We start from the raw sequence: 19,211 nt of genomic DNA on the forward strand, positions 1-19,211 counted from the left end.
TAACCTTGCATCTGTATACTTAACACCATAACGAAAGGATGTGTTATGGTGCTTACCATCAATAACTTAGTCAAACGCCGCGGTACGCAGGAGATTCTATCCGGGATCACCTTCGAAGCGAGACCCGGAAGAGTCACGGGATTCCTCGGGCCAAACGGGGCCGGCAAAAGCTCTACACTCCGCATTCTGCTCGGACTGGATCATGCCACCGCCGGCAGCGCCTTGATTCATGGCAAGCCCTTCGCAGAATTACAGCATCCACTGCGAACCGTAGGTGCTGCACTGGACGGATCTGGAGCCCATCCGATGCGGACAGGACAGGCACACCTGCGCTGGATCGCTTGCGCCGCCGGTCTGCCCCGCTCACGGGTCGAAGAGGTGCTGGATATTGTCGGTCTTACCAAGGCAGCAGGCACTAGAGTCAAGCGGTATTCTCTGGGCATGGGGAGAAGACTGGGGATTGCCGCAGCGCTGCTTGCAGACCCGGAGATTCTGATTCTGGATGAACCTGTGAACGGGCTCGACCCGGAAGGCATCCGCTGGATTCGGACATTTCTGCGTAAGCGGGCAGAAGCCGGGAATACGGTGCTGCTCTCCAGTCATCTTATGGGCGAGCTGGCCGAAACGGTGGATGATGTGGTGATCATTAAGCAGGGGAGAATTGTCGCAGACGGCACCTTGCAGGAGGTAACCGGCAGTCATTCCACGCTGGAGGATGCCTTCTTCGCCCTGACCTCTGAACAGGCAGGTGATGCTTGGTGAAGGCATTCCATGCAGAAATCTCGAAATTGCTCTCGCTGCCGGGGATCTGGCTCGCCCTGCTTATTGGAGCATTGGCTCCTGCGGTCATTGCTGCCTTGGACGCTATAGCAGAAAAAGAGGCGATTATAGCTGGAGTCAGCACACGGCTGCCCGAAATGGGCTACAGCGGATTAGGTCTTGGTGTGCAGGGCGTTATTATCCTTGGCGTGCTTGCAGTCAGCAGCGAGTACCGGACAGAGAGCAGTGAAGGGGCCGGAGGGCAGCAGATTTCCACAAGTCTGATGGTTGTGTCATCGCGGCTTCAGTTGTTTCTGGCCAAAGCAGGCGCTGTATCTGTCATCAGCATCCTCCTGTGTATCCTTGCTGTGATTCTGATTGTGCCAACCACACGCTATATATTAGGTGACTATGCCCCGCTACTTGAATGGACCCGGCTTGCCGGTGCCGTCTGCTACTGGACCTTCACTGCACTGTTGGCCTTCGGGCTGACGCTGCTGACGAAGCAGGGCATGATCCCGCTTACCATGCTCATGATTAATTCATCGCTGGTATCCTTCAGTGTCCTGCTTGCCAAGGTGACGAAGCTGGCATTCTATTTGCCGGACCGGGCCGGCATGGAGATGTTTATGTTCACTAAGAACAGTGCCTCGACCGAGGTTACAGGCAGTCTGTTCGACAGCTATCACACCCCGTTCACCGGCGGCTTGATCATGTTTGCCTGGGTAGCCGTGCTGCTTGGGATTGCAGCTATTGTATTTCATAGGAGGGATGTGGCGGCATGAGTGTCTCATCCGGCAGGAAGACTATACGAATCCTTAGGGCTGAACTGGACAAGCTGATGACATTGCCATGGATATGGACCGCAGTTACGGTTACATTTCTTGTTCATCTTCTTTTGACCGCGGCCTTCACTTCCGCCTCTCTGCAGGAAGGAGCCGCAGCACCCGGAATCCTGAATACAGGACTTGCCTCGATGAGCTATCTTCAGGCAGGGTTCATTATTCTGGGGATCTTGGCGGCTTGCTCCGAGTATACGGGCGGACAGATCCGCACAACGTTAACGGTAATCCCCTGGCGCGGGCGCCAATTATTCATGAAGCATCTGGCACTCACCCTGATTACGATTCCCGCCGCATTTATCCTTACGGCCTCAGGTGTCCTATATGCGGGCTGGAGGCTGGACGGTCATGCAGCAGGGGTTGAACCTCATGAAGTCATACAAGCATTGCTGGGGGCAACGGGCTATCTGACCTTGACCACACTGCTTAGCGCGGCGATAGGGGCTTTATTGAGAAGAACGCTTCCGGCCCTGGTGATCCTGCTCGGCTATTATTTCATTATCAGTCCATGGTCGCGGGGGCTTCTGCCGGCCTATTTCCCGGATACGGCTGGACGTTACATGTACCTGCTGCCTTCCTCTGGCGAACTGAATGTCCTTACGCCTGTGCAGGGGGCCGGTATTTTAATGATCTGGTCAGTATCCCTTGTGGCAGTAGCGATTGTTGTCTACCGTATCCGGGATGCTTGAAGCCACCGCTGATAATAGACAATGCTTAAAGCAAGCAGAACAGTGAAACTCCGGTGACGGGAGAATCGCTGCTCTGCTTTTTTGGGTTTGCAATCCTATACAACATGAAAGCTTCTGGCCGTTTCATTCTCGTTCCTTACGGTGAAGGCTATATTAGAAGCCGAAACATCCAGAGGGGGGAGCAGGCGATGAGAAAATCATATTTGTCCTTATTTACTCTGGTATTTTGGATTCCTGCAGTGATCCTTAGCATCCTGGTCTGGAACGATTATTCCGGTTATGTGCGCAGTGCAGCGGACCGCCTGCTCCCGGTCAAAGCGCTGTACTATCTGGACCAGGGCAAGAAGGTGCTTGCGGTCACGGACAGCAGCAACGGGCTAATGGCAACGTTGTATGACGCAGGCACCCATAAGGCTGAGCAGGAGGTGGAGCTGCGCTCAGACATCCACCGGCAGCGGCTGGTCTCTTATCAGGCCGGTAAGCTGGTGGTCGCAACCAAGGACAATATGAGCCTGCAGGTGAATGTTATTGATCCGGCGGATGGCGCAAAAGAGCTGGTGCAGGGAAGCTTTAATATCCCGACCTTTCTGAGCTCCGACGGGCATGAGTGGCGGGGCAGATTACTGTTCGCCGGGGCGGATAAAAGCTCAGCGGTCCATGTGGCAGAAGTCAGCCAGGCTCAGCTCCATTACGTGAATCTGAACGGCTCAGCCGCTCTTCCGGCACGGCCGGTCTCCATTCGTGAAGCCTTCTTCAGCTTCCAGGAGGCGCATTCTCTGCCCGTCTATGAGGTGGGACTCAAGGACGGGCGTACCGCTTATGCTTCTGCCCTCTTCGGCAAGGACGGCATACCTCTACTTGGGCTGAGGGGCGCGCAAGAGAGTGCTCCCGAAGCGCAGAAGAGGGTAGGACAGGAGTTTGCCGCGCAGCTCGGACTGGACAATACCCGGCTACTGCGGGTAAGCAGCGAATATCCAAAACAGGTTCACTATTACAATGAGGCTGCGGGTAAATGGGGCGAAGCCGTCAAGACGCCGGAGCCGGTCTATCAGGCCAGGCTCTTCCCGCTGAACGACCAGGAGACGCTTATTGCCGGGTCCACCACGGAAGACGAGATCAAGGGTACCTTACGCGGTTATTTGTATCATGAGCAGACCGGGGAATTTACGAATGTCAATGCCGCGCTTAAGACATTATCCTACGATCAGCTGCAAGATCCGAAGCTGAGCTTCTATAAAGAAGCGAATAATGATACACTGTACTATTCAAGTCCGGATTCATTGGGAGGCTGGCTGCTTGTCAAGGAGGGGCTTAGCGGACAGATCAGCAACGGGGAGCTGCAGCAATGGCAGATGGCTGCCGGGGAGGATCAATTATCTGCAGCGACCTTCAAGAACTATGTGCTGACATGGAATGCCCTGGTTGTGAACTGGGTGATCTGGCTCGCAATTCCTTTACTAATGGTGGTGGGACTACTCTGGCTGCCACAGCTTCTCATCCGCAAGCGGTGGCAGAAGCTGGCCGAGGGGGTTCTGATTCAAGGCACGGTTATTAATCTGGCCGAGACGGGGATGCTGGTCAACGAACAACCACAGGTCCGGCTCATCGTCCGTTTCACGGACCAGGGCCAGAGTAAGGAAGTCCAGATCAAGCAGGTCATTTCTTATCTGAACCCGATCCGTCCAGGCGATCAGGTGATGATTAGCTATAACCGGAGCAAGCATACGGCGACCCTGGTACGGGAGAGCGAGCTTAAGAACCAGGCGCCGCCCCGGATCATTCATGATGCGGTCTTAAGACAGATAGAAGCCTGCGGACCTGTAAACCGCGGGCAAGCACTGCTGCTGCACCTTGAGGCAGCAGGCCAAAGCTACAGTGTGCCTGTGGTGCAGCCCTCCGGCTTCGTCTACCGTACCGGAGAACGGGCAGATCTGATAATCACAAGCGGCAACGCCCGTTTGTTGAGATACGGTCCTGCGGAGCGGAGTGATCAGGCAAACCAGCTCACCTTAGAGGCTGAAATTACAAGAGTTCAGCGGTTGCCGGTAAAGATTGCCGGCCAGAATCTGCTGCTGCTTGAGATAGTGATGGTGAACGGAAAGGAACGTCTGCGCAAGGTGAACAGCCAGTTCGTCCCGGAGAATCTGGAAGTCACTGTAGGAGCAGTAGTTCCCGTAACTGCGAAGCCGGAGGAGGTTGCGCTTCAATCGCGGCTTCTGCAAGGCAAGCAAGGCAGTGCCAGCGTTCGATCGGTCGACTACCGGGGAACGACCGGCGACCGGCCGCTTGCCACGATCACCGTCGAACGCAGTGGACAGAGCTACCGGATCAGGCAATCTATAGAACCGGTGTATGGCGTAGAAGCCGGGGATGAATTATGGATTGCTTACGATGAGCGCACCGGGGAAGCCACTATTGTTAACTACGCCACGTAAGCACAGTCAAGGATTGGTAAATTCTTTTAATGAAGGGAGGGAACTGGAGATGGACAGCAGTAGTCGAATATACAATCTTACGAACCTATGGTTGTGGTTAAGCAGGAAGCATCCCATTCCCCCATTGCGGTATAGGTCTATTGTATTCAGTCTGTCTTCAGGCCCCCCTGGATGACTGAATCGGAATAGCCTTGCAGCTCTCGTGAATGAAGGAATGTGTAGCTCTCCCTGCTGATGCAGAGGAGAGTTTTTTATTTTATAGGAAACTATAGTTTCCTCCTGCTGTGGAAAAGGTGTGCGTACATTTGTGAATAAGAGTTCTTGGAAAGAATCGTAGAGTGACTTTAATGCTGAATGTGACTGAAGGCTGTATGTATGTGAAAAACAGCATACATTGTACTCGCAGCAGACATATGGTCAAAATGTATGTGAAAAACAGTATACATTGTGTTCGCAAGCAGACATATGGTCAAAATGTATGTGAAAAACAGCATACATTGTGCTCGCAAGCAGACATATGGTCAAAATGTATGTGAAAAACAGTATACATTGTGTTCGCAAGCAGGCATATGGACCAAATGTATGTGAAAAACAGCATACATTGTGCTTGCGCTAAAGTAATCTTATTCATCCGTTAGGATGATATTGTTCTTTGGAGCAGATTGGAGTTGTACATTATGCAAATGAACTTTTTCCAGCAAGGGAACCAGCGAAGATCATTCGGCTGGGCGGATATTCTCGTCATTTCCTTGTTGTTATCCATCCTCTATGCCGCAGCAAAGTTAGGCTCGGGTATGCAGGTGCCTTTAGATCCGGATGAACTGTCCTCCTTAAGCCTGGACCCCAAATGGCTGCCTTATTATGCAGGGCGTTCCCTTTTACGCATGTTTATCGCTTTTGCAGCATCCTTGATCTTCACCTTCGTGTACGGCCGCATCGCGGCGTATAACCGGACTGCTGAGAAATTCATGATTCCCGCCATTGATATCCTGCAATCCGTTCCGGTGCTTGGATTTCTTTCGGCCACAGTCCTGGCCTTCATGGCATTGTTTCCGGGGAGCCTGCTGGGAGTGGAAATGGCTTCAATCTTTGCTATTTTCACCAGCCAGGTCTGGAATATGACCCTTAGCTATTATCATTCCCTTAAGACGATTCCGCGCGAGCTGAATGAGGCTGCCGCGATGAACCAATTGGGCAGATGGCATCGGTTCACGAAGCTGGAAGCCCCCTTTTCGATGATCGGTCTGGTATGGAACAGCATGATGTCGTTTGGCGGAGGCTGGTTCTTTCTGGCGGCCAGTGAATCGATCAGCGTGCTGAATCAGGATCTGCATCTGCCGGGAATCGGGACGTACATGGCCTTGGCCGCAGATGACGGCAATATTAGGGCACTTATCTATGCGATCCTGACGATGGTTGTACTGATTGTGATGGTAGACCAATTATTCTGGCGTCCGGTGATTGCCTGGAGTCAGAAATTCAAGAATGAACAGACGGAAGCAGGCGAAGCGCCAACCTCCTGGGTGTTAGAGCTTCTGAAGCGGGCCAGCTTTGTTCATTATCTTAACCGTAAGCTGCACGGCGGCGTTCATGACGGATTCCTGCGGCTTGCCACCCGAAGCGCACAGTTGAAGCTGCCTCATGTCCCGTCAAGGGTCAAAAAGGCTCTTCAATGGCTATTCCTGTCTGCGGCCGCTGTGCTGATGCTCAAGTATTTGTATTCAGGCATTCTCGAGATTGCCCAATTAAGCTGGGGCGAGCTGATTCATGTGGTGTACCTCGGCCTGCTGACCGCACTGAGGGTAGTCGTCTCAACACTGCTGGCTGTAATCTGGACGCTGCCTGTAGGCGTGTTCATCGGAACGAATCCGCGGCTGTCAAGAATTGTTCAGCCTGTTGTGCAGGTTCTGTCTTCTTTTCCGGCCAACATGGCGTTTCCAATATTCACGATTCTGTACTTGAAGTTTGGAATATCGATGGAGATTGGGGCCATTCCGCTGATGATGCTGGGGACACAATGGTATGTATTATTTAATGTGATTGCCGGGGCAATGGCCATTCCTTCCGATCTTAAGGAAGCTGCGGTGACTTTGAAATTGACACGCTGGCAGACCTGGAAAAAACTAATTCTCCCCGCCGTCTTTCCATTTCTTGTAACCGGCTGTATTACGGCAAGCGGAGGCGCCTGGAATGCCAGTATTGTATCCGAAATTGTATCGTGGAAGGATCAGGATCTTCAAGCAGCCGGGTTAGGTACGTACATCGCTGAGGCCACTACGAACGGCAATTGGCCGGAGATTATCTGGGGAATATTCGTCATGTGCCTGCTCGTTGTAATTGTGAACCGTCTGGTGTGGCGCAGGCTGTATGCCTTAGCTGAAAGCAAATATCATTTGGATTAGAGGTGTAGAACATGACCAAAGTATTGATTGAATTAAAGCAAATCAGCAAACGTTATGATCAGCCGAAGCAGGCAAATGTGAGTATTATGGAGGATATTAATATCAATATTAAGGAGGGCGAGCTGGTATCCATCCTGGGACCTTCAGGGTCAGGGAAGTCGACTCTTTTGCGAATCATTGCGGGACTTGTCCCTCCTTCACAGGGCACGGTGCTCTATAATGGACGGGAGATTGCCGGTACCAATCCGGGTGTGGGGATGGTATTCCAATCATTTGCATTGTTTCCTTGGCTTACAGTCCTGGAGAATGTGAAGCTGGGGCTGGAGAACAAACCTCTACGCGAAGCCGACAAAATGCGTAAAGCCCTCTCGGTAATCGATATGATTGGGCTTGACGGATTTGAAGGAGCGTACCCCAAAGAATTGTCCGGAGGGATGCGCCAGCGTGTCGGTATCGGCCGGGCGCTCGTCATGGAGCCGGATATTCTCCTGATGGATGAGCCGTTCTCCGCCCTTGACGTATTGACCGCAGAGAACTTGAAGCGGGACCTGCTGGAATTATGGACGGAGAAGCAAATCCCTACCAAATGCATCATTATGGTCACCCACAGTATTGAGGAAGCCGTCTATATGTCGGACCGGGCCATCGTCCTCTCCAGGGACCCTGCCCGTGTAATCTCCGATATTCCCATTCCCATGGCGCACTGGAGGGATAAACAAGATCCGCAGTTCACATCGCTTGTGGACCAAATCTATTCCATACTGACCCAAAGGGAAGTGAAGCCTGCCGGTCCGGCCGAAGAAAAGCAAAATACCATCGAGAAAATACCACCGGTTCCGGCAGGCGCCCTCACAGGCTTCATTGAACTGATTGACGATCTGGGTCAACAAGTGGACTTGTACAAGTTGGCCGATCAATTAAGTCTGAAACTGGAAGATTTCCTGCCGATCGTCGAGGCGGTGGAAATGCTGCAATTTGCTACGGTTCTGCATGGAGATATCGAGTTGACAGAGCCAGGACGCCAGTTTGCCAATGCAAGTGTTCTCTTCCGGAAGGAAATTTTTAAAGACCAGGTGCTGGAGCATGTTCCCATCATGGAGAAAATCATCTGGATTCTGCAATCGAAATCAAATAATAAAATGGAAGGAGCCTTTTTCGTGGAGATTTTCGAAAAGCATTTTGAGGCAGAGGAAGCCGCACTTCAACTGGATATCCTGATCGACTGGGGCCGGTACGCGGAACTAATTGCCTACGACAAAAAAGCAAAGGTGTTGTATCTGGAAAATGATTCAGATTAACTTGGACATTCGCGCGGAGGAGGTTCCCGGTTTAAGAGAAGCCGTGGGCTGGGCAAGAAGAGACTCTGACTATCCCGCCCTGTTTCAGCGGTGCAATTTCTGGGCGGGAGCCAGAGATCCCGCAGGCAGACTCATTGCCTTTGGCTACGTTGCCGGAATCGGCCTGGAGCACGGGTATATGGAGGACATTATCATCCATCCAGATTATCAGAGGCGTGGAGTGGGGCAGCAGCTTGTTAAGGAGCTTTTGAACGAGTCTATTCGACGCGGATTGACCATAGTAACCCTCACTTATAGCCGTGAGCATAAGGAATTCTATGAAAAGTGCGGCTTCTCGCCTACAGCGGCCGGGATTTGGAAAGCGGAGGAAGGAAAGTAATTCATACAAGAACTGAGAAGCCAGCGAACCCTTATGGACGCTGGTTTTTTGGAGACCTTAAACCGACAGTAATTCTATGATATGTAAGGTAATTTACTATTATTAGGCAGGTTAATTCCATCATCCCGATCCGTTATGATTACATAAGCTGCGCTCTTTGAAGGAGGTTCTGCGGGCTTATGAATCCTACCCGAACGTTGATCAAGGAGATATTGTCTAATAGCAAGAGAATCCTTGTTATGATCCTAATCTTCAATATTTTAGCCGCATTCGTCTCGACTGTTCAGCCCCTCCTGTTCAAAGACCTATTCGATGACATCCTGCCTGACAAGCAGATCGGTACGGCTGCATTCTATATGCTCCTGCTAATTCTAATTCCCGTAATTTACGCCGCCTTGAACAGCGTCACCTCTTATTACAATAATGAGCTGGGCAACCATTTATCCAAGAATCTGCGCCTGCGGCTGTTCTCTGACGTACTCCAGACCCGGCCAAGAAACGTGGACAGCATCGGCAAGGGGAAAATCATTAACCGGATCACCTTGCAGGTGGGGATGCTATGTGAAATTTTCGTGATTGACACCCTGATGGCCATGGTCTCGAATGCTATTCTGCTGATCGCTACCCTGTGGATCATGTTCTCCATGAGTACCGAGCTTACACTCGCAGCCATCCTCTCATTCCCTCTATGTATGTATGGCTTCAAGCGCTTCAGGAGCAGGACGGAGCGCCTGGATAAGCAGTATCATGGCATTTTGGATAAAGGCATCAACTATTTGAATATCATTTCCATCATTACGGGCATCATTTACGGCTATAGTCTGTTCTTGATTCTAAAAGGTCGCATCTCACCAGGCACATTGCTGGCCTTTATTGTGATTCTTCCAAGACTGTATCAGATTTTCAAGTCGCTGTTTACGCTGAACATCGATAGGAGCCGCATGACGGTCATTATTAATAACCTGAATGACATCCTTGAACTGGAGAAAATTTCATCGGGTGATACAGCTCCCGACTATCACCGTGTCCCCCTCCTGCAGATGAGGAATGTCTCGTACCGTTACGCTCCAGCAGATTCTTTTGGGATCACGGACTTTACTCTGGACATTCAGCCCGGAGCCTTCGTGGGGATTGTTGGATTAAGCGGCTCAGGGAAATCTACGATATTCGAGCTGATCCACAGGTTCATAGAGCCGGATGAAGGGGAGATCTGCCTGGACGGTGTCTCGATCCAAGAACTGGACATTCATGAATTAAGACGATATGTCGGCTATTCTCCGCAAAAGGGAGTGCTATGGAACAAGTCTATTCTGGACAACATCATTTATCCTCTGCAAAAGGAAGACATGACTGAAGAGACATGGCGCAAATTCAGCACTGCTGTTGAGCTTGCCCATGTGAATTCATTCGTAGAAGCCATGCCTGAAGCGTATGATAAGCAGGTGGAGAACCATGGAGACAATCTCTCCGGCGGCGAGATCCAGCGGATTCTATTAGCACGGGCATTCATGAGTGACCCCCGGATTCTGATGCTGGATGAATACACCTCAGCTCTCGATGCCTTGACAGAGAGTGACTTGAACGATACCTTGTTGAGCCTGAAAGGGAAGCAGACGATCCTGGTGATTGCACACCGGCTGTCCACCGTGAAGAATGCAGATGTCATCCTGGTCGTGGATAAGGGAAGAATTGTTGAGCAGGGCAGCCCAGCCGAATTACTGGTCCAACAGGGAATGTATTACAAGATGGTGGAGAAGCAGAAAATTTAGCGCTTCAGCAGAATAACACAGCTTGCACCGCCTCAATTATCACCTTTTGGTGACTATATCACAAAAAAGTGGGTACTGTTTTTCTTGTAACTTTTCCTCCATACTAGCGTTCATAGGAACTACAAACCATAAGAGGAGTGTATAATAGTATGGGTAGATTTGATGGGAAAGTAGCAGTTGTAACCGGAGGAACAAGCGGCATCGGGCTTGCGGCGGCAGAGCAGTTCGTACGAGAAGGGGCTTACGTGTTTATCACAGGACGCAGACAACGTGAATTGGATGAAGCGGTACAGCAAATTGGTCAGAATGTTACAGGCATTCAAGGTGACATCTCCAAGCTGGAAGATCTGGACACCTTATTCGATACCGTCAAGCGGGAAAAGGGACATTTGGACATTCTGTTTGCCAATGCCGGACTAGGATCATTCCTGCCGTTAGGCGAAATTACGGAAGCCCACTACTACAAGACTTTTGATGTCAACGTGAAGGGAACTATTTTCACCGTTCAAAAGGCATTACCCTTGTTCCCTAACCAAAAAGGTTCCATTATCCTGACAGGCTCTACGGCCGGCTCAATGGGGGTACCCGCGTTCAGTATCTATGGCGCCTCCAAGGCAGCGATCAGACAGCTCGTCCGCAACTGGATTCTGGATATCAAAGGAACTGGAATTCGGATGAACGTCCTTAGTCCGGGTTCAGTCGTCACACCGGCGTACGATGAATTGTTCGGCTCTGAGCTTGACAATTACCTGGAACAGGCCAAAACAGATGTCCCGCTCGGCAGAGTAGGGCAGGTAGAAGAGATCGCAAATGCAGTCATGTTCCTGGCCTCTGAGGAGAGCAGTTATTTGAACGGCATTGAATTATTCGCAGACGGTGGAGTGGCTCAAATCTAAATCAGCTTAACGTTTGTGTATCAACTCAGGAGATGATGGATTGTTATGAAAATCTTTCACTGTGAACTGGAAGTTACACTAGAGGTGATCGGAGGGAAGTGGAAGGGGCTTGTTCTGTACTATTTAATCAAAGGACCCAAGCGGACAGGGGAGCTTAAACGGCTTGTTCATAATATCTCGCAAAAGATGCTGATCCAAACGCTCCGGGAACTGGAGACAGACGGATTAATCCGCAGAACCATGTACAATCAAGTACCGCCTAAGGTGGAATACTCAACGACAGAGCTGGGGCAATCCCTCGAACCCGTTTTGAGACTGCTTTGTAATTGGGGAGGGAATTACGCAGAACAATCCTACACTCCGGGCGAGTTTAAGATTTTGAATATGGATTAGGTGTTGTTTTTTTCATCCGGACATGTTAAAGTGGCTGTGTAAACGGTTAATTGATTTTTTCTTTCCGGAAAAATAAAAAATTAATTTCATATCATCCAATTACAGCGTGTTACTGTTCGGCAGGCAAGGCTTGAATTGGGTGGGAATGCTTGATATTCCTACCCGATTTGGGCCTTTTTTTATGCTCCTATTTCCTAATGTGAGGTGCTCAGCATGGACTACAAACAAACCGCGAAGACTATTTTTGACAAAGTAGGCGGGAATGATAATATCAATGAAGTCATTCATTGCTCTACCCGTCTGCGTATGAATCTGAAGAATCCGCAAGAAGCCAAAACCGATGAAATCAAAGCTATAGATGGGATCATGGGAGCCGTATACAGCGGCGGCCAATACCAGGTGATTGTTGGTAACGACGTAGGTTATGTGTACAATGAGTTTATCAAACTCATGGATACACAGAAGAAGCCAGCCCCGCAGGAACCGAAGAAAAGAGATCTGAGCTTCAAGGGACTCTTTGACAGCTTCGCGGGAATCATCACCGGGATCTTCCAACCGATCATTCCGGCGATTGCCGCCTCTGGGATGCTGAAGGCCTTGCTGCTGCTCAGCACCTCGCTGAACCTGCTGACCAAAGAGAGTCAGCTCTACCTGCTGCTGAGCTTCATTGCAGACGCCGCATTCTACTTCTTGCCCGTACTGCTGGCCTTCTCCAGCTCCCAGAAGTTCAAAACCAATCCGTACATCTCGGTTACTCTGGCCGGAGTGCTTTTACATCCCAAATTGATCGCCCTGTTGGCGGGTGAAGTGCCTGTCCAGTTCGCCGGACTACCGGTACCCAATGTCTCGTATGCATCAAGCGTTATCCCGATTATCCTTACCGTCTGGCTGATGTCATACGTGGAACGATTTGCCGAGAAGGTCTCGCCGGGACCCGTCAAGATTTTCCTCAAGCCGATGATTGTTATTCTGGTAATGGCTCCGCTGGCTTTAGTCGCACTGGGACCGCTCGGAAACTATCTGGGTCAAGGCTTGTCCGACGGAATCTTCTGGATTCAAGGGAAGTTCGGCTGGTTGACCGTAGTGATATTATCTGTCATTCTCCCGTTCATCGTCATGTTCGGGATGCACAAAGTGTTCTACCCGGTTATTTTTGCCGCAATGGTGTCGCCGGGGTATGAAACGCTGATTCACAGTGCCATGCTGTCCTCCAATATTGCCCAAGGCGCAGGCGCGCTCGCGGTATGGTTCCTGGCCAAAGATAAGAAGCTGAAGCAAATCGCCTTACCGGCAGGGATTTCGGGATTGTTCGGAATCTCAGAACCGGCATTATACGGAATACACCTGAAGCTGAAAAGAACCATGGTCGCCTGCATGATCGGGGCCGGTTCTGCCGGACTGTTCGCCGGGATCGTCAATCTGAAGGCTTACGCCGCAGTGGGTCCGGGTATCGCTTCACTGCCGATGTTTATCGGGGAAAAGAACAATTTCATGTACGCCCTGATTACGCTGGGGATCTCCCTGGTCGTTACGCCAATCGCGGTGTACTTCATAGGATTCAAAGAGGACACTGGCGGACTGCAGCCAGAAGCTGACACAGCGAAATCCGCCGATGTACCGGCAGCTCCGCAGGAAACTGGAAAACTCCAGTCCCGTACCGTCATCTTCGCACCGATTGAGGGAGAAGTGATTCCTTTGAGAGAGGTGAAGGATGAAGCCTTCGCGCAAGAGGCAATGGGCCAAGGAATGGCCATTAAGCCGAGCAAGGGCGAGGTCGTCGCACCTTTTGACGGAGCGGTGGAGACGGTATTCCGCACCAAACACTCCATTGGCCTGAAATCGGTGGAGGGCGTCGAGATCCTCATTCATGTCGGGCTGGATACCGTCAAGCTTAAGGGGCAGCACTTCAATGTAGTAGTGAATGAAGGCGACACCATCCGGCACGGACAACTGCTGATTGAATTCGACATGAAGGCAATCGAGGAAGCCGGATACGATACGACTACGCCAGTGATCGTCACCAACACTCCGGATTATCTGGAGATTCTCGGACATGAATACAGCGGGAAGATCGGGCCGGAGATGCCGTTAATTACTGTTTTATAAGACATTATTGGGTCTAAGATGCCCTGGAGAACGTGAGGTATACGCCGATGAGAGTAGTGAAAATTCTCAATGTAAACATAGTTCTGGCCGACCGCGAGGATGGCAAGGAAGTCATCGTGATGGGGAAGGGAATCGGCTTCAAAAGCAAGCCGGGGGATACCGTTAATGAGCACGAGATCGAGAAGGTCTACATCGTCGAGAACAAGGACATGGCTTCCGATATGACAGCCTTAATGAGAGAGACCCCTAAGGAATACCTGATTCTGGCCGATGAAATCATATCGTATGCAAAAGACGTTCTATCCAGGCATCTTAGCGAGAACCTCTATGTATCTCTGACCGATCACTTATATATGGCCGCCAAACGCTTCAAGTCCAATATAACGATCCAGAACCGGATGCGGTGGGAGGTACAGAAGTTCTACCCGCGTGAATATCAGATCGGGCTGCAGGCGCTGGGAATGATCAGGGAGAAGCTCGGAATCTCTCTGCCGGAAGAGGAAGCCGCGAACATCGCCTTTCATCTGGTGAATGCGCAGCAGACCGAGGACAACATGAGCCAGGTGCTGATGATGACCAAGACGGTCAACGATATTTTGAATATTATCAAAATCCATTACGGTGTTGATTTTGACACGATGAGCATTAACTATTCACGTTTCTTGACTCATCTCCAGTTCTTTGTCCAGCGCCTGATGGAGAACAAGATGCTTGAATCGCAGGACAGCGAGCTGCTTGACCAGATATCTAATAAATACCCGGAAGAAGGAAAGTGTGTAGCATCCATTAATACCTACATTGGAGCCAAATTCCACCGGCACATGTCTAATGAGGAGATGCTCTATCTCATTATCCATATCAGCCGGGTGATGAACAGAAAAGAATAGAGTAGTGGAGGGGTCATATTGAGTACACAGCGGATTTTTCCAGACGGATTCTTATGGGGCGGTGCCATCGCTGCCAATCAGGCAGAGGGTGCCTGGAACGTAGACGGTAAAGGGCTGTCCACGGCTGACATGGCTACTTACAAGAGAAACCTGGGCAAAGGTGATTATAAAAAGCATAATGCGGTAAGCGATGAGCAGTTGAAGAAAGCCATGGAAGACAAGTCTGACCAGGATTATCCCAAAAGAAGAGGCATTGACTTCTATCACCGGTACCCTGAGGATTTGGCCTACATGCAGGAAATGGGCCTGCGAACCTTGCGGCTCTCCATCGCCTGGACACGTATCTATCCAAATGGTGATGAAGCAGTGCCTAATGAGGCGGGCCTGGCGTTCTATGACCGGCTGTTCGATGAAATGCTGGGGCGCGGTATTGAGCCGCTGGTGACTCTGTCACATTATGAGATGCCTATGCATCTGGTGAACCAGTACGGGGGCTGGACCTCCCGTGAGGTGGTTGATTTCTTTGTGCGTTACTGCACAACCGTCTTTAACCGTTATAAAAACAAGGTGAAGTATTGGATCACCTTCAACGAGATTGACGGGATTGTCCGCCACCCGTTCACCAACGGCGGCATTGTACCAGACCGGTTCGGAGAGGCAGAGCAAGTGGAGCAGGCAGTCTATCAGGCGCTGCATCATCAGTTTGTGGCCAGTGCGCTGGCGGTGAAGCTATGTCACGAGATCATTCCTGGTGCACAGATCGGCTGTATGCTTACAAGCCTGCTGCATTACCCGCATACCTGCAATCCGCAGGATGTGCTCGCCGCGCATAAGAACAATGAATTCAACCTGTTCTTCACCGATGTTCAGGTTCGTGGAATTTATCCAGGCTATATTCAGCGTTTCTTCAAGGATAAGGGAATTGAAATTGCTAAAGCCGAAGGCGACGATCAGGCGCTACGCAAGCATACCGCAGATTTCATCTCCTTCAGCTACTACAACTCCTTCGTGGCCAGTGCGGAGAGCGAGGGACTGGAGAAGGTCAGCGGAAATACGATGGGCGGTATCAAAAATCCGCACCTCCCGCTCAGCGAATGGGGCTGGCAGATTGATCCAATCGGATTACGGCTGACGATGAGTAATCTGTATAACCGGTATCAGATCCCGCTGTATGTGGTCGAGAACGGACTCGGCGCTTATGATAAAGTGGAGGAAGATGGAGCCATTCATGATCCTTACCGGATTGACTACCTCCGCTCCCATATTGAACAAATACATGAAGCGATCCTTGACGGGGTAGAGGTTATCGGCTATACCGCCTGGGGAATCATTGACCTGATCAGCTACTCCTCCTCCGAGATGGAGAAGCGCTATGGTCTGATCCATGTGGACCAGGATAATGACGGAAATGGCACACTGGAGCGCAGACGGAAGGACAGCTTTTATTGGTATAAGGACGTAATCCGGAATAATGGCCTGTAGGCTGAGCGTAACCCGCACATCGTGCGGGTTTTCTTTATATACCCTGTCACAATTACGAGTCTGGAGACATCCGGCTGATGGGTTTGGAATATTTAGGATGCCAAATGAACCGAGGCTTAGTATAATAAGTGCAGACGGATTCCAAGGAGGAGGTGGTTGTATGAGTGCAGGCGATATTAGTGGCATTAGCGACATTAGTGGCATTACTCCGATGTTCCAATTGAATATGAAAAGGAGAGGCTTTCATGAGCTACAACCCCGAAATCCCGAGAACCCGGTATGACAACTATGGTGACCGTGAATGGACACGGCTTACGAAGGATGGTCCAGGCGAGCTTTTGTATCAGGTCCATTTGGACATCCTACAGCGCTATATCAAGCCTGGGGACCAAGTGTTGGAGATTGGTGCAGGTTCAGGCAGGTACACCAAAGATCTGGCTACCATGTGTTCTGAGTTGACCGTCGCTGATCTGTCCAGCCATCAGATTGAATTCAACAAGTCCAAAATGCAAGAGCTGTCCCTGGTGGACAGAATCAAGGCATACCATGTGCTAGATGTGCTGGATATGAGCGTGTTTGCAGATGCTTCTTTTGACTCAGTAGTATGTATTGGCGGTGTCATCAACTATCTCTTGGACAGAGAGGCGGATGGTATCCGGGAGCTGCTAAGAGTACTTAAGCCGGGCGGCATCCTGATTGTCGGGTTGATGAGCTTCATCGGCGCTTCCATGTATTATCTCGAAGGCATCCGCTATGAGAAGGACCAGTTCGGGATCGATGCTACAAGATGGCTCATGAATACAGGGGTTCAGGACGAAGATCATTATCCAGTTCCCAGCAAGCATTACGTCCATATGATGAGGAGCTCTGAACTGGATGCTTTATTTGCACAGTTTCCGGTTAATATTCTGGAGAGAAGCTCTGCCGGACTATATACGCAAGCTGGAGATGTTGCCTTGGAGAACGCCCGGGCTGACCAGGAATTCTGGAAGCTGCTTGTCGAACAGGAGATCGCGTTCACCAAACTGCCGGGCACGCTGGATTGCGGCATGAATCTCATCTACGTGGTGCGCAAGCTATAAGACTGCCGCTCAATAAGCATGACATAATCAAAATCCCGTCTGCCACAAACAGGCGGGACTTTTTATATCCGAAGGAACGGGGGATCACGGAAATGGGAGTATGGACTAGCTCAATGAATGGAGCACCTTGGACAAAAGGTAAAATGGATCAGGCGGTGAAGGAGCTCAGACAGCGGGAGCTTATTTCGTATGTCATCGATGTGGACAAGCTCCAGGATCTGCAGGAATTAGATCAGCATGTATTTGCCGAACGCCCGGATCTGGTCTTGTCAATTAGCCAAGCCGACAGGAAAGTGCGCTATTCCGAGGAATTGCTGCAGACCTTAGCGGAACTACAGCACATCACAGCCTTAGAGTTGAATCTGTTTCATAGTGTGGATCTGAGTGTGCTTGGCAAGTTGCAGCGACTGCAGTTTTTATCCATTTCGGCCAAAAAGCCGATAGACCTAAGCTTCCTCGCAAGCTTCAAGCAGCTACAATATCTCTCGGTCCATGGGCAGTTTCAGGACTTAACGCCGATAGGCGATGCCGCCAGCCTGGATACCTTAATCTTGCGGACTACGATTCATGAGCTGGAATTTGTGCGCCGGTTGCCAAAGCTGCTGTGCCTCTTCATTCATGACTCCATCTTGAAAGGATCAATGGATGCTCTCGCCGATTCTACCGTCCCCATGCTGAGTCTGGCGGCTATCCGCAACTTAACGGAGGTGGATGCCCTGGAGTCCATGAGCAATCTTACATACCTGAACTTATCCTTGCCGAAGCTTGAGGCTTTGTGTGACTTTTCGAATATGCCGGGGCTTATACAGCTTGAACTCGATCAGATGAAATCCCTGGAGGATATTGACCCTTTATGGACCGCAACGCAGCTTGAAATGTTACAGCTAAGAGAGATTTCAGCAGCTGTGACCGCGAAGGAGTTAGAGCCTTTGACCGCAATGAAGCATCTGAAGCAGATCGACTTCCAGTTCCTTGATCTCAAAAAAGGAAGGATCGCAGCCTTACGTGAGTCGTTTGCCCAGGCAGGCAAGAGCCACCTATTGTATGAGAATATCGCTGAAGCCCAGCGGATTAAGCCCATGTCACTAGTGCATTTACGCATGCATATGGGATTAGATCAATAAGTTAGTTCAATAAGACAGAAGATAGGAGTGATTGCGGTGATTGATTTAGTACAACTCCAGAAGAGAGTGTATCAGAATAAGCTGGAAAAGGGGTTCAATGTCACAGATATTTATCAGGAATTCTGTCTGACCCACGGCGAGCTGTCCGAAGCCTGCGATGCTTACCGGAAGAAGAAAGATGACCTCGGCGAAGAATTAGCGGATGTTGCCATCTACCTGATTGGACTGGCGGAGATTCTGGGGATTAACCTGGAAGAAGAGATCATGAACAAGATCGAAAAAAATGAAAGCAGAGTCTATGAGAATAGGGATGGAGTGCTCATAAAAGTTAAGGACTAAAGCGCATTCTCCAATCTTCATGCATAAGTACCCCGATAGTATGGAAAAACTTCTATAGTGCAGATAAACAGCATGAATAGATTTCTCAGGAGGTTAGCGTGATGACAACTCAGGACCCGAAGGAGCTTTTGAAGCTGAAGCATGAGCAAGACGAGGAGAAGAGACAGTTCACTAGCTTTGCCCGGGCTGTATCCGAAGATGGGGAAGTAGAAGCAGGTCAGGAATTCAGTCATGACCGGGTGCCTGACGACCAGAACCGTATGAAATCGGTGGAGAACAGACAGAACTGAGCAGGACCCTGACAGAAAAATACAATGGATGGACCCTCA

The 19,211-nt window shown here is 50.4% G+C and carries 17 protein-coding genes; all 17 read left to right on the top strand.

Going from position 1 to position 19,211, the window contains the following annotated elements; translation table 11 throughout:
* Positions 1 to 48: 48 nt before the first annotated feature.
* The 17 genes from J2Z70_RS07195 (at position 49) to J2Z70_RS07275 (ending at position 19,172) form a co-directional block, all read left to right on the top strand.
* Positions 49 to 762, top strand: coding sequence for an ABC transporter ATP-binding protein (locus J2Z70_RS07195; protein WP_209870959.1), 714 nt, complete (start codon positions 49 to 51; stop codon positions 760 to 762).
* Positions 759 to 1,544: an ABC transporter permease gene (locus J2Z70_RS07200; protein WP_209870962.1), complete on the top strand. Its 786-nt coding sequence runs from the start codon at positions 759 to 761 to the stop codon at positions 1,542 to 1,544. Before J2Z70_RS07195 ends, J2Z70_RS07200 begins: the two co-directional genes overlap by 4 nt.
* The gene (locus J2Z70_RS07205) at positions 1,541 to 2,290 is read left to right on the top strand and encodes an ABC transporter permease (RefSeq protein ID WP_209870964.1); all 750 of its coding nucleotides are present in this window, start codon (positions 1,541 to 1,543) and stop codon (positions 2,288 to 2,290) included. The genes J2Z70_RS07200 and J2Z70_RS07205 overlap by 4 nt, the downstream gene beginning before the upstream one ends.
* Before the next feature lie 188 nt (positions 2,291 to 2,478).
* A complete protein-coding gene (locus J2Z70_RS07210) occupies positions 2,479 to 4,725 on the top strand; it encodes a hypothetical protein (RefSeq protein WP_209870967.1) in 2,247 nt (748 codons plus the stop codon).
* A 677-nt stretch (positions 4,726 to 5,402) separates the two neighbouring features.
* Positions 5,403 to 7,127 (top strand): ABC transporter permease, encoded by a 1,725-nt coding sequence (locus tag J2Z70_RS07215; protein ID WP_209870970.1) that lies wholly within the window; start codon positions 5,403 to 5,405, stop codon positions 7,125 to 7,127.
* A gap of 11 nt (positions 7,128 to 7,138) precedes the next feature.
* Complete coding sequence (locus tag J2Z70_RS07220; RefSeq protein ID WP_209870973.1) at positions 7,139 to 8,425, top strand: ABC transporter ATP-binding protein; 1,287 nt, start codon at positions 7,139 to 7,141, stop codon at positions 8,423 to 8,425.
* Positions 8,412 to 8,804, top strand: a complete 393-nt coding sequence (locus J2Z70_RS07225; RefSeq protein WP_245368039.1) for a GNAT family N-acetyltransferase — start codon at positions 8,412 to 8,414, stop codon at positions 8,802 to 8,804. Before J2Z70_RS07220 ends, J2Z70_RS07225 begins: the two co-directional genes overlap by 14 nt.
* A 179-nt stretch (positions 8,805 to 8,983) precedes the next feature.
* On the top strand, positions 8,984 to 10,573 hold the full coding sequence (locus J2Z70_RS07230; protein WP_209870976.1) for an ABC transporter ATP-binding protein: 1,590 nt from the start codon (positions 8,984 to 8,986) through the stop codon (positions 10,571 to 10,573).
* A gap of 149 nt (positions 10,574 to 10,722) precedes the next feature.
* Entirely contained in the window at positions 10,723 to 11,469 is a 747-nt protein-coding gene (locus J2Z70_RS07235; RefSeq protein WP_209870978.1) for an SDR family NAD(P)-dependent oxidoreductase, read from the top strand.
* A 45-nt stretch (positions 11,470 to 11,514) separates the two neighbouring features.
* Positions 11,515 to 11,862, top strand: a complete 348-nt coding sequence (locus J2Z70_RS07240; RefSeq protein WP_209870981.1) for a winged helix-turn-helix transcriptional regulator — start codon at positions 11,515 to 11,517, stop codon at positions 11,860 to 11,862.
* Positions 11,863 to 12,075: 213 nt separating this feature from the next.
* Positions 12,076 to 13,968 (top strand): beta-glucoside-specific PTS transporter subunit IIABC, encoded by a 1,893-nt coding sequence (locus J2Z70_RS07245; RefSeq protein ID WP_209870984.1) that lies wholly within the window; start codon positions 12,076 to 12,078, stop codon positions 13,966 to 13,968.
* A gap of 47 nt (positions 13,969 to 14,015) precedes the next feature.
* The gene (gene licT, locus J2Z70_RS07250; protein WP_209870987.1) at positions 14,016 to 14,855 is read left to right on the top strand and encodes a BglG family transcription antiterminator LicT; all 840 of its coding nucleotides are present in this window, start codon (positions 14,016 to 14,018) and stop codon (positions 14,853 to 14,855) included.
* An 18-nt stretch (positions 14,856 to 14,873) separates the two neighbouring features.
* The gene (locus J2Z70_RS07255) at positions 14,874 to 16,337 is read left to right on the top strand and encodes a glycoside hydrolase family 1 protein (RefSeq protein ID WP_245368040.1); all 1,464 of its coding nucleotides are present in this window, start codon (positions 14,874 to 14,876) and stop codon (positions 16,335 to 16,337) included.
* A 245-nt stretch (positions 16,338 to 16,582) separates the two neighbouring features.
* The gene (locus tag J2Z70_RS07260; protein ID WP_209870990.1) at positions 16,583 to 17,419 is read left to right on the top strand and encodes a class I SAM-dependent methyltransferase; all 837 of its coding nucleotides are present in this window, start codon (positions 16,583 to 16,585) and stop codon (positions 17,417 to 17,419) included.
* Positions 17,420 to 17,562: 143 nt separating this feature from the next.
* Positions 17,563 to 18,543 (top strand): leucine-rich repeat domain-containing protein, encoded by a 981-nt coding sequence (locus J2Z70_RS07265; RefSeq protein WP_209870993.1) that lies wholly within the window; start codon positions 17,563 to 17,565, stop codon positions 18,541 to 18,543.
* Between the two features lie 36 nt (positions 18,544 to 18,579).
* On the top strand, positions 18,580 to 18,882 hold the full coding sequence (locus J2Z70_RS07270; protein WP_209870995.1) for a MazG-like family protein: 303 nt from the start codon (positions 18,580 to 18,582) through the stop codon (positions 18,880 to 18,882).
* 101 nt (positions 18,883 to 18,983) lie between these two features.
* Positions 18,984 to 19,172 (top strand): hypothetical protein, encoded by a 189-nt coding sequence (locus J2Z70_RS07275; protein ID WP_036726849.1) that lies wholly within the window; start codon positions 18,984 to 18,986, stop codon positions 19,170 to 19,172.
* The last annotated feature ends 39 nt before the right edge of the window (positions 19,173 to 19,211 follow it).

This window comes from Paenibacillus silagei (assembly GCF_017874735.1).
Classification (GTDB): Bacteria; Bacillota; Bacilli; order Paenibacillales; family Paenibacillaceae; genus Paenibacillus_AQ; species Paenibacillus_AQ silagei.